The sequence below is a fragment of the Pectobacterium actinidiae genome, from assembly GCF_000803315.1.
Taxonomy (GTDB): domain Bacteria; phylum Pseudomonadota; class Gammaproteobacteria; order Enterobacterales; family Enterobacteriaceae; genus Pectobacterium; species Pectobacterium actinidiae.
Genome location: NZ_JRMH01000001.1, coordinates 3,412,884 through 3,425,787 on the forward strand (window position 1 = coordinate 3,412,884; position 12,904 = coordinate 3,425,787).

Annotated in this window: 14 protein-coding genes and 1 other annotated feature; of the genes, 6 read left to right on the forward strand and 8 right to left on the reverse strand. The window is 48.5% G+C overall.

Going from position 1 to position 12,904, the window contains the following annotated elements:
* Positions 1-19: 19 nt before the first annotated feature.
* The gene (gene rluD, locus KKH3_RS14670) at positions 20-997 is read right to left on the reverse strand and encodes a 23S rRNA pseudouridine(1911/1915/1917) synthase RluD (RefSeq protein WP_039360932.1); all 978 of its coding nucleotides are present in this window, start codon (positions 995-997) and stop codon (positions 20-22) included.
* A gap of 134 nt (positions 998-1,131) precedes the next feature.
* Here rluD and bamD point away from each other — a divergent pair, with 134 nt between their 5' ends.
* From bamD to pheA, 3 genes are all read left to right on the forward strand, one after another.
* Entirely contained in the window at positions 1,132-1,866 is a 735-nt protein-coding gene (gene bamD, locus KKH3_RS14675; protein ID WP_039360935.1) for an outer membrane protein assembly factor BamD, read from the forward strand.
* A gap of 321 nt (positions 1,867-2,187) precedes the next feature.
* Positions 2,188-2,526: a ribosome-associated translation inhibitor RaiA gene (raiA, locus tag KKH3_RS14680; RefSeq protein WP_039360937.1), complete on the forward strand. Its 339-nt coding sequence runs from the start codon at positions 2,188-2,190 to the stop codon at positions 2,524-2,526.
* Between the two features lie 194 nt (positions 2,527-2,720).
* Positions 2,721-2,847, forward strand: a sequence feature (Phe leader region).
* A gap of 28 nt (positions 2,848-2,875) precedes the next feature.
* Positions 2,876-4,036 carry a bifunctional chorismate mutase/prephenate dehydratase gene (gene pheA / locus KKH3_RS14685; protein WP_039360940.1) on the forward strand — a complete coding sequence of 387 codons (1,161 nt, stop codon included), beginning with the start codon at positions 2,876-2,878 and terminating at the stop codon, positions 4,034-4,036.
* Between the two features lie 81 nt (positions 4,037-4,117).
* Here the strand turns inward: pheA and tyrA are convergent, their stop codons facing one another.
* Both tyrA and KKH3_RS14695 read right to left on the reverse strand, forming a co-directional pair.
* Positions 4,118-5,239 (reverse strand): bifunctional chorismate mutase/prephenate dehydrogenase, encoded by a 1,122-nt coding sequence (gene tyrA, locus KKH3_RS14690; protein ID WP_039360943.1) that lies wholly within the window; start codon positions 5,237-5,239, stop codon positions 4,118-4,120.
* A 6-nt stretch (positions 5,240-5,245) separates the two neighbouring features.
* The gene (locus KKH3_RS14695) at positions 5,246-6,319 is read right to left on the reverse strand and encodes a 3-deoxy-7-phosphoheptulonate synthase (RefSeq protein WP_039360946.1); all 1,074 of its coding nucleotides are present in this window, start codon (positions 6,317-6,319) and stop codon (positions 5,246-5,248) included.
* A 250-nt stretch (positions 6,320-6,569) separates the two neighbouring features.
* Between KKH3_RS14695 and btsR the strand changes: the two genes are divergently transcribed.
* The 3 genes from btsR to KKH3_RS14710 all read left to right on the forward strand — a co-directional run bounded on the left by btsR (position 6,570) and on the right by KKH3_RS14710 (position 8,881).
* Positions 6,570-7,286, forward strand: a complete 717-nt coding sequence (gene btsR, locus KKH3_RS14700; RefSeq protein ID WP_010306189.1) for a two-component system response regulator BtsR — start codon at positions 6,570-6,572, stop codon at positions 7,284-7,286.
* A gap of 46 nt (positions 7,287-7,332) precedes the next feature.
* Complete coding sequence (locus KKH3_RS14705) at positions 7,333-7,680, forward strand: DUF2799 domain-containing protein (RefSeq protein WP_039362478.1); 348 nt, start codon at positions 7,333-7,335, stop codon at positions 7,678-7,680.
* A 262-nt stretch (positions 7,681-7,942) separates the two neighbouring features.
* On the forward strand, positions 7,943-8,881 hold the full coding sequence (locus KKH3_RS14710; protein ID WP_039360949.1) for a class I SAM-dependent methyltransferase: 939 nt from the start codon (positions 7,943-7,945) through the stop codon (positions 8,879-8,881).
* Between the two features lie 357 nt (positions 8,882-9,238).
* Here KKH3_RS14710 and rplS read toward each other — a convergent pair whose 3' ends face one another.
* The 5 genes from rplS to ffh form a co-directional block, all read right to left on the reverse strand.
* A complete protein-coding gene (rplS, locus tag KKH3_RS14715; protein ID WP_010285987.1) occupies positions 9,239-9,586 on the reverse strand; it encodes a 50S ribosomal protein L19 in 348 nt (115 codons plus the stop codon).
* Between the two features lie 63 nt (positions 9,587-9,649).
* Positions 9,650-10,405: a tRNA (guanosine(37)-N1)-methyltransferase TrmD gene (trmD, locus tag KKH3_RS14720; RefSeq protein ID WP_039360953.1), complete on the reverse strand. Its 756-nt coding sequence runs from the start codon at positions 10,403-10,405 to the stop codon at positions 9,650-9,652.
* Between the two features lie 38 nt (positions 10,406-10,443).
* Positions 10,444-10,992: a ribosome maturation factor RimM gene (gene rimM / locus KKH3_RS14725; protein WP_010308358.1), complete on the reverse strand. Its 549-nt coding sequence runs from the start codon at positions 10,990-10,992 to the stop codon at positions 10,444-10,446.
* Between the two features lie 18 nt (positions 10,993-11,010).
* Positions 11,011-11,259, reverse strand: coding sequence for a 30S ribosomal protein S16 (gene rpsP / locus KKH3_RS14730; RefSeq protein WP_010285998.1), 249 nt, complete (start codon positions 11,257-11,259; stop codon positions 11,011-11,013).
* Between the two features lie 157 nt (positions 11,260-11,416).
* The gene (gene ffh, locus KKH3_RS14735; protein ID WP_039360955.1) at positions 11,417-12,778 is read right to left on the reverse strand and encodes a signal recognition particle protein; all 1,362 of its coding nucleotides are present in this window, start codon (positions 12,776-12,778) and stop codon (positions 11,417-11,419) included.
* Positions 12,779-12,904 lie beyond the last annotated feature (126 nt).

The window sequence follows — 12,904 nt, forward strand, 5'->3', positions numbered from 1 at the left end:
ACTTATCGTATTGAATATATTACCAGTCGAGCTGATCCTTAAACGCTTCGGTATCCGCTTTCAGCGCATCAATCAGATCGACCATATCCTGTGGCAATTCCGCATGCCATTCCATGTGAATGCCAGTAATAGGATGGTAGAAACGCAACATGGTGGCATGCAGTGCCTGACGATCGAACCCACGAAGCGTTTCAATGAAATCCTCCGACGCGCCTTTTGGCGGGCGAGGACGGCCACCGTAAAGCTGATCGCCAACCAGAGGATGATTAATGTGCGCCATGTGTACGCGAATCTGATGGGTACGTCCCGTTTCCAAACGTAACCGCAAACGAGTATGTGCTCGGAAATGTTCCATGATGCGATAATGTGTCACGGCAGGCTTACCCATTGGGTGCACAGCCATATGAGTACGTTTGGTTGCGTGGCGCGCGATAGGTTGCTCGACCATGCCACCCGCTGTCATCGAACCAATCGCAACGGCTTCATATTCACGCGTAATTTCACGAGCCTGTAGCGCCTCAACTAAACGCGTCTGTGCGGGTACGGTTTTCGCAACCACCATGAGCCCAGTCGTATCTTTATCAAGCCGGTGCACAATCCCGGCACGGGGCACATCGGCAATCTCAGGATAATGATGTAACAAGGCATTCAATACCGTGCCATCCGGGTTACCCGCACCGGGGTGAACCACCAGATCTCTGGGTTTATTGATGACCAGAATATCCTGATCTTCGTACACGATATCCAGCTTGATATCCTGTGCTTCCCAGCGTGCTTCTTCTTCAATCAATGCATCAATAGCTACCGATTCGCCGCCAAGTACTTTCTCTTTTGGCTTATTGGTGACATTGCCGTTAATCTGTACTCGATTCTCAAGAATCCACTCTTTTATGCGGGATCGTGAATAATCAGGGAACAATTCGGCCAAAGCCTGATCTAAACGTTGTCCGAGTTGAGATTCGGCCACCGTTGCGGTGAGTTGTACTTGTTGTGCCATATTATGCAGCTTCTTCGTTAACGTTGGGTTTTGACGGCGACGCCGTTTAAAATAATGTACTATTGTAGCTGGTCTAAATCGGGAGCTTCACGGACAGTCTCCCGGAATAACATTCTGAGGATAATCAAAACGTCATGACGCGTATGAAATATCTGGTGGCTGCTGCCACGTTGAGCCTGGCGCTGGCTGGTTGCTCCAGCAATTCCAAAGATGCGGTTCCTGATAGTCCGCCATCTGAAATCTATGCCAATGCTCAACAAAAACTGCAAGACGGCAACTTTAAAGCAGCCATCACGCAGTTGGAAGCACTGGATAACCGGTATCCCTTTGGCCCCTACTCGCAGCAAGTACAGTTGGATTTGATCTACGCCTATTACAAATCCGCAGAGCTGCCATTGGCCCAAGCTTCTATTGACCGCTTCCTGCGACTCAACCCGACCCATCCAAACGTGGATTATGTCCTATACATGCGCGGCCTTACCGATATGGCGTTGGATGATAGTGCGTTACAAGGCTTCTTCGGCGTTGATCGTTCCGATCGCGATCCGCAGTATGCTCGCACCGCATTTCGGGATTTCAGTAAGCTCATTCAGGGATACCCAAATAGCCAATACGCCACCGACGCAAACAAGCGTTTGGTTTACCTCAAAGAGCGTCTGGCCAAGTATGAACTTTCTGTCGCGCAATACTACACGAAACGCGGCGCTTATGTGGCAGTAGTTAATCGCGTTGAGCAAATGCTACGTGATTACCCAGATGCCCAGGCAACGAAAACGGCGTTGCCGTTGATGGAAAATGCCTACCGTGAACTGCAACTGGCCGCACAGGCGGACAAAGTCGCCAAAGTCATCGCGGCGAACCCAGCATAAACGACAAGTAACACACAGTAATAAGACGGCAGCTTCGGTTGCCGTTTTTTATGGTTCGATCGGTTGGCTACACATCGATGATGTAGAAAAAACGGGTCGGCGGGAGTCAACAACAGCGCGGTAACGTCAATACATCCTATCAATAATGGCACAGGCCAGATGCCCCCTCAAGGACTTCCCTCCTATTCCCCATGATGCTTCACAAATCGCGTTTTCTTGACAAAAAGTGACGAAAAAAAGCGATCAATATCACGCTTTTTGTCGCAACTCACTGTATGCTGAAATTATCCAAGACGGACATAGGCAGAGAGGTAAGTTTATATGGCTATTAATATTACCAGTAAGCAAATGGATATCACCCCCGCAATTCGTCAACATGTCGAAGACCGTCTTTCTAAGCTGGATAAGTGGCAAACCCAGTTGATCAACCCGCATATCATTCTGTCAAAAGAGCCTCAGGGTTTTGTGGCTGATGCCACTATCAGTACGCCAAATGGCCCACTGGTTGCCAGTGCCAAGCATGACGATATGTATGCCGCTATCAATGAGCTAATTACCAAGCTCGAACGCCAGTTGGACAAACTCCAGCATAAAGGTGAAGCCCGGCGCGCGGTCGCTAGCGTCAAAGAAGCGAATCTCCAGCCAACTCAAGAAGAGTAATTCATTCTCTTTACCTCAACATAACGCGCCTGAGGGCGCGTTTTTGCATTCCAAACCCCGCAATCCGCACCCTAAAAAGCCAATGCTATCCCTAGTTTAAAATTGCGCTCGGCGATTTTGTATTGACAGGATGAAAAGCCAACAGTTACCTTACCAACTCAAAATCTGGATATCTTCCTGACGAACCGAGTAAACATGATAAATAAACTGTTCTTCTTCGTATTCTTTTTCACCTTCCCCTGATTTGGGAGGCGATTCGTCGTAAGAGCAAGAATACGAAGACGAACAAAAAAGCCTCCTAACCAGGGAGGCTTTTTTTATATAAGAACATAAGACAGGTAACAGCATCATGACAGACAACCCATTACTGGCCCTGCGAGAACGCATCAGCGCATTGGATCTGCAATTAATTGAATTGTTGGCACAAAGACGAGAACTCGCGCTGGACGTTGCCCGCAGCAAATTGCATTCGCATCGCCCAATCCGTGATAAAGAGCGTGAACGTGATTTACTGGATAAACTGACGGCCGCTGGGAAAAAGCATCACCTTGATAGTCATTATATTACCCGCTTATTCCAACTCATCATTGAGGATTCGGTACTAACGCAGCAGGCACTCTTGCAGCATCACCTCAACCAAACAACATCACACTCTGTACGGATTGCGTTTCTCGGTCCGAAGGGCTCTTATTCCCATCTTGCCGCTCGCCAATATGCCGCGCGACACTTCGAACAATTTATTGAATGTGGTTGCCAGAAATTTCACGACATCTTCAACATGGTGGAAACTGGGCAAGCAGACTATGCCGTTCTGCCGATTGAAAACACCAGCTCTGGTTCGATTAACGACGTCTACGACCTGCTGCAGCATACGGCTTTATCCATCGTCGGCGAATTAACCAACCCGATAAATCACTGCGTTTTAGTTGCCACCGATACATCATTGGAACAGATAGAAACGGTTTACAGCCACCCGCAACCGTTCCAGCAGTGCAGCCATTTCATTAACCGTTTTCCACACTGGAAGATTGAATATTGTGAAAGCACGGCTGCGGCAATGGAAAAAGTCGCGGCGCTCAACTCACCAAAAGCAGCAGCGCTCGGCAGCGAAGCCGGTGGCCAACTTTATCAGCTACAGATGCTGGAACACGATCTGGCCAACCAGTCGCAAAACATCACCCGCTTCATTGTATTAGCACGTAAGCCCATTGACGTGACGGAACAAGTTCCGGCAAAAACCACGCTAATTATGGCGACCGGTCAACAGTCAGGTGCGCTGGTGGAAGCCCTGCTGGTACTGCGTGATAACGGCATAGTGATGACCAAGCTGGAATCCAGACCGATCAACGGTAACCCGTGGGAAGAGATGTTCTATCTGGACGTACAGGCCAACCTGCGCAGCGATGCTATGCAGAAAGCGCTAAAAGGATTAGCCCCTATAACCCGCTCGTTAAAAGTATTGGGCTGCTACCCGAGTGAAAACGTCGTCCCCGTCGATGTGAACGAATAATCGATGTAAACGAAGAATTGAAAAAGCCATCCTGGTATCCCGGGATGGCTTCTTAAGCACAACCAAGCATAGTAAACGTATTTATTGACGAATGTCGTTTGCCTGACGCAAAAGCACCCGGCTCTCAGCCTGAAAGCGTTTGGCATAGTCACCAAACCAGTGTTCGACCTTCTTGAACCTGTTGATAAACTCTGCTTTATCCGTCTGCTCCAGTAGTTCAATCGCCTCGCCAAAACGTTTGTAGTAACGCTTAATCAACGCCAGATTATCCTTTGAAGACATAATAATGTCGGCATAAAGCTGCGGATCCTGCGCAAACAGCCGTCCAACCATGATCAGTTCCAGACGATAGATTGGCGACGACAGCGCTAATAGCTGTTCAAGCTGCACATTCTCTTCCGCTAAATGCAGGCCATACGCGAATGTCGCAAAGTGGCGTAGCGCCTGAATGAACATCATGTTCTGATCGTGTTCGACCGCGCTGATACGATGCAGACGCGCGCCCCACACCTGAATCTGTTCCAGTAACCACTGATAAGCTTCCGGCTGCCGACCATCACAATAAACAACAACCTGCTTGGCAAGACTACCACTGTCTGGCCCAAACATGGGGTGCAGCCCCAGAACGGGACCACTGTGCGCCGCCAGCATCGCCTGCAGCGGGCCATTTTTTACCGATGCCAAATCAACCAAAATACAGTCATCTGGTAAAGCAGGCAGACGGGCAATCACCTGTTCAGTAACGTGAATCGGCACGCTAACAATCACCATGCCAGCATCAGACAGCAGTTCATCCGCACGCGGCCAGTCATCTTGCTCCAGAATTCTCACCTGATAGCCCGACAGTGTCAGCATTTTCTCAAACAGGTTGCCCATTTGACCCCGGCCACCGATGATGACGACGGGGCGCAACTGCGGGCACAGCGTTTTAAAGCCTTTGTCGTTTTCACTGGTATAAGACTCACGCATGGTGCGCCGCAGGATATCCTCAATGAGATCCGGCGGAACCCCCATCGACTCTGCTTCTTTACGACGTGAGCTGAGCATGGCCGCTTCACGATCGGGTACATAAATGGGCAAACCATGGCGGCTTTTCACTTCACCCACTTCCGCCACCAAACGCAACCGACGTGATAACAGCGCGACAAGCTCCTTATCTACCTCATCTATCTGATCACGCAATACGGTCAGTTCAGCTACCATCTTTTGTTACTCTCCTGAATGTTTCACTCGTGCAGCGCTCAGCTCTTGATGAACGGAACGCAGCAACGCCTCTGTACTTTCCCAACTGATACAGGCATCCGTGACCGATACACCGTAGCGCATATCTGAACGCGGCTGTTCTGAAGACTGGCTCCCCTCGTTAAGGTGGCTTTCCAGCATCAAACCTATAATGGAACGATTTCCCGCCTTGATTTGTTCAATCGCAGATTCAACAACAAGTGGTTGACGGCGGTAGTCTTTATTCGAATTACCGTGACTACAATCTATCATCAGCGCCGGTCTCAGTCCCGCTTCCTGCATCTGTTTTTCACATTCGGCAACATCCTGCGCACTGTAGTTTGGCTTTTTACCGCCGCGCAGAATCACATGACCATCAATGTTCCCTTGCGTTTGCAGCAGACAAACCTGACCCGTTTGATTGATACCCACAAAGCGATGCGGCATTGCAGCTGCTCTCATCGCATTGATCGCCGTTCCCAGACTGCCATCCGTGCCGTTTTTGAACCCAACAGGCATCGACAGACCAGAAGCCATCTCACGGTGCGTTTGTGATTCCGTGGTACGTGCGCCGATAGCCGACCAACTGAACAAGTCACCCAGGTATTGCGGACTGTTCGGATCAAGCGCTTCCGTTGCCAGCGGCAGTCCCATATTTACCAGTTCTAATAGCAACCCACGCGCAATATGTAGCCCAGATTCCACATCAAATGAACCATCCATGAACGGATCGTTGATGAGCCCTTTCCAGCCCACCGTGGTACGCGGTTTTTCAAAATAAACGCGCATCACAATGTAGAGGCGATCGTTCAGTTCAGTGGCCAGCGACTGTAGGCGGCGCGCATATTCTAACGCAGCATCCGTATCATGAATCGAGCAAGGCCCACAGACGATCAGCAACCGATCATCACGACCATGAATGATATCCGCAATGGTTGCCCTCGCTTGCGCAATATCACGCTGCTCTGCATCGTTAAGCGGAAACTTGGCTTTCAATTCATCGGGAGTAATTAAAACCTGCTCTGCACTGATATTAATATTGTTAAGTGAATCTTTTTGCATGATCCCATTCCTAAAAAAGTTCGGTATGTTCGCGATCGTCTGTAGAGACTACTGTCTGTACAACCTGCCTACGCGTGATGTTTACACCATAACACGAACCGTAAAGATTTCAATCCACTCAGTGTAAATAAAAAGTTACCACTCTAAATATTGCCAGAGAAACGATATCTGTCTGCCCTATCACTTCCCGACGCAACCATGCTAATCCCTGACGTGAATAGTGATAGAATCACACCAACAAGGGGGAAGAATGCTGAAAGCCATAATCATCGATGACGAACAGCTGGCACGTGAAGAACTCAGCCTGCTACTGGAAAATGAGTCTGATATCACCATCATTGCACAATGCAGCAATGCTCTGGAGGCGATACCAGCTATCCATCGGCTACAACCGGATGTGATTTTTCTGGATATACAGATGCCAAAGGTCAGCGGATTAGAGCTGGTTGCCATGTTGGATCCAGAAAATATGCCTTATGTCGTCTTCGTGACAGCTTATGATGAGTACGCGGTGAGGGCATTTGAAGAGCATGCTTTTGACTATTTGCTTAAACCACTAGATGCACAGCGGCTGAGTAAAACGCTAAATCGTTTACGTCGTGGTGTGAGTGTAAATAAAAACGTACAGATAATTTCAGAGCCCTTGCTGCGCCATATTCCCTGTAACGGACACAATCGTATTTTTTTGCTCAAGATTGAAGAAGTCGAGTATCTTTGTTCAGAACTCAGTGGCGTGCATGTCGTGGGCGTCAGCCAGTCTGGCTATACCCAGCTTTCATTGAAAACGCTGGAAGAGAAAACGCCTTTCGTCCGTTGCCATCGTCAATACATGGTTAACACGGAACAGCTGAAAGAAATCCAGTTAATGGAGAACGGCGCAGCAGAAGTACTGACGCATACGGGAAAACACATCCCCGTCAGTCGCCGCTACCTCAAGTTACTGAAAGAAAAATTGGGCATCGCCTGATGCGATGCTTCTTCAGGCCGATGGTCGAAACAGTGAAGGTTTGATGATGAAATACAGTTATGCCTTAGCTGTAATTCTTTTAATAACAGCATGCCAAAGCAACACCCCATCGCTACCCGCTAAAAGTGAGTCAGGCTTCTGGTTCGAAACAGGTTATCAGGATGCCATCTCTGGCATGGTCGTAAAAGACGACAGCACTTTGCAGGAATGGTTTGGTAATCCTCAGGTCGACCGTGAAACCTATCTACGTGGATATCAGGCCGGACAGTCGGCTTTTTGTGATACAAATAACATAGAAGAATGGGGAAAAGCAGGGAAAAACTTTCCCGCTAGCTGCGATGGCGTAGAGAATGCGGAGACACTGCGAACTCACTGGCAGCAGAGCCTGCCTTAACATCCTCCCGAAGAGAAAACGATGATCCATACTCATCAGCAATTTAGCTGGCAAATCGCTATGGCTCATCGTATCTGGTAACAATTCCACTCATTTTTGTACTCACACAGAAATACGTCAGACATACCTCCCCTCTATTATCACTCACATTAAATAGTCACATTAAGTTATTAACAATCTGATACTGAGATAGAGAAAATCATATCTCACTGATAGTTAACGTTATTATTTACGATCGCGATTGACATTATGGAGTACGCACATGTCCGGTTCAAGCAAGCCTCGTAACTCGTCTCCAAATAACGTCCCAAGACTCTTATCACATGCTACCTCATCACAGGAAAGTCATGATGAACGAGTCACCGCGGTAAAGGACAACATTATCGAGTCTGGAGACCATCTCGGCATTTCCGTAAAAGAGCAACTCGCGCTTCTGGATGCTTTTTCCCACCTCGAGTTAGGCCAGTTTTTACTCAAACATCATGGGTTAAATGCGCACTGGACACATAATGTGATAGCACATCGACCCACTCACTACATTAATTCGCTCGAAGAAATTATCTACACCCAGTTACCCAATGTTTTGGCGACGCGCGAACGATTCGGTATTTTCCAACGCCTGCTTCAAGAACTTTTGCGCCCAGATGCCGTCATGGTATCCGTCCCTTGCGGTGTCATGGCCGATTTACTACTGCTGGACTATACACGGCATCGAGATGTGAAATTAATCGGGATCGATCTGGATAAACAGGCGCTAGAAGAAGCTTATAAACTTGCCAGCCAGCAAGGGTTAGAAAACCAGATTTCGTTGGTGCTTACGGATGCCTGGACAATAGATTTGGCAGCACAGGCAGATGTGATTACCAGCAATGGACTCAATGTTTACGAGCAAGATGATGACAAAGTCACCGAACTTTACCGCGTTTTTTACTCTGGACTGAAGCCAGGAGGCACATTGATAACCAGTTTTATGACACCTCCTCCTACGCTGTCCCAAGATTCTCCGTGGATAAACACCAATCCGAAATTGCTAACCCTCCAATATGTGCTTTTCTCACGTATTATTGGGGCAACATGGACAGCGTTTCGAACCCACCAAAAAACACAGTCGCAGCTAGAGCAGGCAGGGTTTACAGATATTCAGTTCATTAACGATCATATGCATATGTACCCAACAGTCATCGCGAATAAGCCATTCTGAACAGAGTAAAAACGGCATCAACACAATATTTTGATCGCCGTAACCGATCAATATTGAAAAATTGATCTGTATAAACGTTTATAAAATAACCACATCTAATGTCATCATGGTACTGAAATTCCAACAATAATGATGGCACCAGGGAAAGCGAAGCCCACCAAGATGGTGGGCTTTTTACTGCCAACACGGCTCATTATGTAGACTCGAACTTTAAGCCAAGTACTTATTTTCAGAAAGAGAGCGACCATACAGCCATTCTCTGTGGACATTTTGCGGCAATCAGGCATAAAAAAAGGGCTTAGCCTCTGGCTAAACCCCTTATTAATAACAACTTTCGGATGTTGCGAAAGCGCTATCTTAGTTAAGACGCTCTTTGATACGAGCTGACTTACCAGTACGCTCACGCAGGTAGTACAGTTTGGCTTTACGCACGGCACCACGACGTTTAACAGCAATGCTGTCAACAACTGGAGAGTGAGTCTGGAATACACGCTCCACGCCTTCGCCGTTAGAAATTTTGCGAACAGTGAATGCAGAATGCAGACCGCGGTTACGAATAGCGATAACCACGCCCTCGAATGCCTGCAGACGTTTTTTGCTACCTTCAACAACCCATACCTTCACTTCTACGGTATCACCCGGACGAAATGCAGGTACGTCCTGCTTCATTTGTTCGTCTTCGATTTGCTTAATAATGTTGCTCATAATATGTCTCTTACCCTAGGTAAACTGATAGTTGGGTTCGCCAGGTCAAACCAGCGTAACCACCTAATACTCTTGTTGCTCAGACTGATATTCACGTTGGAATTCAGCCAGCAACCTTGTTTGCTCGTCAGTCAGAGCTAGGCTTTTCAGAAGTTCAGGTCTTCTAAGCCAGGTTCGGCCCAGCGACTGCTTCAATCGCCAGCGGCGTATTTCCGCATGGTTGCCAGACAGTAACACTGCCGGAACGTCCATGCCTTCCAGTATTTCAGGGCGTGTAAAATGAGGACAATCCAGCAATCCATCAGCAAAAGAATCTTCTTCTGCTGAAGCCTGATGCCCCAGAACGCCCGGTATAAAGCGGGCAACGGAGTCAATCAGGGTCATCGCTGGCAGTTCCCCACCGCTGAGTACGTAATCGCCTATCGACCATTCTTCATCGATTTCGGTTTTAATTACGCGCTCATCAATCCCTTCGTACCGTCCACAGACCAGAATCATCTTCTGGTTCGTAGCGAGTTGATGTACGCCTTGCTGATCTAATTTACGGCCCTGAGGTGATAAATAAATCACTTTCACGCCTTCGCCTGCCGCTGCTTTTGCTGCGTGGATCGCATCCCGTAAAGGTTGCACCATCATCAGCATTCCGGGGCCACCGCCATAAGGTCGATCGTCCACGGTGCGATGCCGATCGTAAGTGAAATCGCGAGGACTCCAATACTGTACGTTCAGCAGGCCATTTTTAACTGCCCGGCCAGTGACTCCGTAATCAGTAATTGCCCGGAACATCTCTGGAAACAGGCTAATCACCCCAATCCACATAGTCTCGTTCCGCTGGGTACTACTGGTCGATTCAGAGTTCAAAAACCAGGATCCCAATCTACTTCAATAGTTTGAGCAGAAAGGTCGACGCGCTTAACAACCTGTTCAGTGAGGAACGGAACCAGCCGTTCCTTGACTCCGAAGGCATCTTTCAGGTTGGCCTTTATTACCATCACATCGTTTGAGCCAGTTTCCATCATGTCGATGATTTTACCTAACTCATAACCGGTTACGGTCACGACCTGACAGCCAATAAGATCCTTCCAGTAATAATCACCTTCGCCCAGATCGGGCAGTTGTGACGAATCTACGACAATTTCACAATTGGTCAGTAAATTAGCCGCATCACGGTCATCAGCACCTTTCACTTTGATGATGAGATCCTGATTGTGATACTTCCAGCCTTCAATCTCGACAAGCTGCCAACCGCTTTTACTCTGGATGAACCAAGGTTGATAATCAAAAATGCTCTCGGCATCTTCGGTGGATGAAAACACTCTGAGCCAACCTCGGATGCCATATGCCGACCCAATCTTCCCCATCACAATCGGGTTAACGGGAGGTTTTGGGCTGAGTTGATTGCTCATTATCACCACCGCAACAGATTATGCTGCTTTTTTAGCGTCTTTGATCAGCGAAGATACGCGATCAGACACAGTTGCACCCAGACCAAGCCAATGCTCGATACGATCCAGATCCAGACGCAGGGCTTCTGCTTGACCAGATGCGATTGGGTTGAAGAAACCTACACGCTCGATGAAACGACCATCACGCGCATTGCGGCTATCGGTCACGACTACTTGATAGAAGGGGCGTTTTTTCGCGCCGCCACGTGCCAAACGAATTGTTACCATAACATCCTCTTTAGTGAATAAAACAACTGGGCCCCATCGAGGAACGGAGCCCAGTATGTCATATAAAAAGCCCGAAAATTTTACTCATTTTGGCGCAAAAAGCAATCTAAAGCGTATAATCACGCCAAGAGTTTCTCTACACCATCGATTTCGGTGCTTAGCGCCCAGGGAATCCAGGTGGCATCATCCCTTTCATACCGCGCATCATTTTCGCTAAACCGCCGTTCTTCATCTTCTTCATCATTCGTTGCATATCATCAAACTGTTTCAGAAGACGGTTCACGTCCTGTACCTGCATACCGGAACCCTGCGCGATACGGCGTTTGCGCGAACCTTTAATAATCTCAGGTTTGGCACGCTCCTGACGCGTCATCGAATTAATGATCGCCTCCATACGCACCAGCACCTTGTCATCCATTTGTGATTTAACATTATCAGGCAGTTGGCCCATGCCCGGCATTTTACTCATCATGCTCGCCATGCCGCCCATATTGCGCATTTGCTTAAGCTGGTCCAGGAAATCGGTCAAATCGAATCCATCGCCCTTCTTCAGCTTATTGGCAAGCTTTTCTGCCTGTGTACGATCGACCTTGCTTTCAATATCTTCGATCAGTGAAAGCACATCGCCCATACCGAGAATGCGTGATGCGACGCGCTCAGGGTAGAACGGCTCCAGCGCTTCGGTTTTTTCGCCGACGCCGAGGAATTTAATTGGCTTGCCTGTAATATGGCGGATAGACAACGCCGCACCGCCGCGGGCGTCACCATCAATTTTGGTGAGGATTACACCAGTCAGCGGCAGCGCCTCATTAAAAGCTTTCGCCGTATTCGCCGCATCCTGCCCCGTCATGGCATCAACCACAAACAGCGTTTCAACTGGATTAATCGCCGCGTGAACCTGCTTGATTTCATCCATCATCGCGTCGTCAACGTGGAGACGACCCGCGGTATCGACTAACAAGACATCATAGAACTTCAGCTTCGCGTGCTGTAACGCCCGCTGTACGATAGCAAGTGGCTTTTCCTGCACGTCTGACGGGAAGAAATCGACACCCACCTGCTCTGCCAACGTTTCCAATTGTTTAATCGCTGCCGGGCGATAAACGTCAGCAGAAACCACCAGCACTTTTTTCTTCTGCTTTTCGCGCAGGAATTTACCCAGCTTGCCTACGCTGGTGGTTTTACCTGCACCTTGCAGGCCGGCCATCAGAACAACTGCTGGCGGCTGAGCGGCAAGATTCAGCTCGGCGTTGATTTCACCCATTGCGCTGACGAGTTCGTTTTTAACAATCTTGACGAACTCCTGACCCGGCGTCAGGCTTTTGTTGACCTCATGTCCAACAGCACGTTCTTTGACACGATTGATAAAATCACGCACCACGGGTAACGCGACGTCGGCTTCCAGTAATGCCATACGCACTTCACGCAGCGTTTCTTTGATGTTTTCTTCAGTCAACCGCCCGCGGCCGCTGATATTGCGCAATGTGCGCGAGAGTCGATCGGTTAAATTTTCAAACATATCTCATGCTCAACGTAAGACAGGCCGCAAGGCGACACGAATGGAAGAGATTATACACAAAAGCGGCAACGATCTCAGCGCTGCTGATGGAGAACTGTTGGTGCCCACGGCGACTAACGCTATACT

What these genes read in the sequence shown, in the direction of transcription:
- rluD (WP_039360932.1), bottom strand. Translation starts at nt 997, where the DNA reads ATGGCACAACAAGTACAACTCACCGCAACGGTGGCCGAATCTCAACTC.
- bamD (WP_039360935.1), top strand. Translation starts at nt 1,132, where the DNA reads ATGACGCGTATGAAATATCTGGTGGCTGCTGCCACGTTGAGCCTGGCG.
- raiA (WP_039360937.1), top strand. Translation starts at nt 2,188, where the DNA reads ATGGCTATTAATATTACCAGTAAGCAAATGGATATCACCCCCGCAATT.
- pheA (WP_039360940.1), top strand. Translation starts at nt 2,876, where the DNA reads ATGACAGACAACCCATTACTGGCCCTGCGAGAACGCATCAGCGCATTG.
- tyrA (WP_039360943.1), bottom strand. Translation starts at nt 5,239, where the DNA reads ATGGTAGCTGAACTGACCGTATTGCGTGATCAGATAGATGAGGTAGAT.
- KKH3_RS14695 (WP_039360946.1), bottom strand. Translation starts at nt 6,319, where the DNA reads ATGCAAAAAGATTCACTTAACAATATTAATATCAGTGCAGAGCAGGTT.
- btsR (WP_010306189.1), top strand. Translation starts at nt 6,570, where the DNA reads ATGCTGAAAGCCATAATCATCGATGACGAACAGCTGGCACGTGAAGAA.
- KKH3_RS14705 (WP_039362478.1), top strand. Translation starts at nt 7,333, where the DNA reads ATGAAATACAGTTATGCCTTAGCTGTAATTCTTTTAATAACAGCATGC.
- KKH3_RS14710 (WP_039360949.1), top strand. Translation starts at nt 7,943, where the DNA reads ATGTCCGGTTCAAGCAAGCCTCGTAACTCGTCTCCAAATAACGTCCCA.
- rplS (WP_010285987.1), bottom strand. Translation starts at nt 9,586, where the DNA reads ATGAGCAACATTATTAAGCAAATCGAAGACGAACAAATGAAGCAGGAC.
- trmD (WP_039360953.1), bottom strand. Translation starts at nt 10,405, where the DNA reads ATGTGGATTGGGGTGATTAGCCTGTTTCCAGAGATGTTCCGGGCAATT.
- rimM (WP_010308358.1), bottom strand. Translation starts at nt 10,992, where the DNA reads ATGAGCAATCAACTCAGCCCAAAACCTCCCGTTAACCCGATTGTGATG.
- rpsP (WP_010285998.1), bottom strand. Translation starts at nt 11,259, where the DNA reads ATGGTAACAATTCGTTTGGCACGTGGCGGCGCGAAAAAACGCCCCTTC.
- ffh (WP_039360955.1), bottom strand. Translation starts at nt 12,778, where the DNA reads ATGTTTGAAAATTTAACCGATCGACTCTCGCGCACATTGCGCAATATC.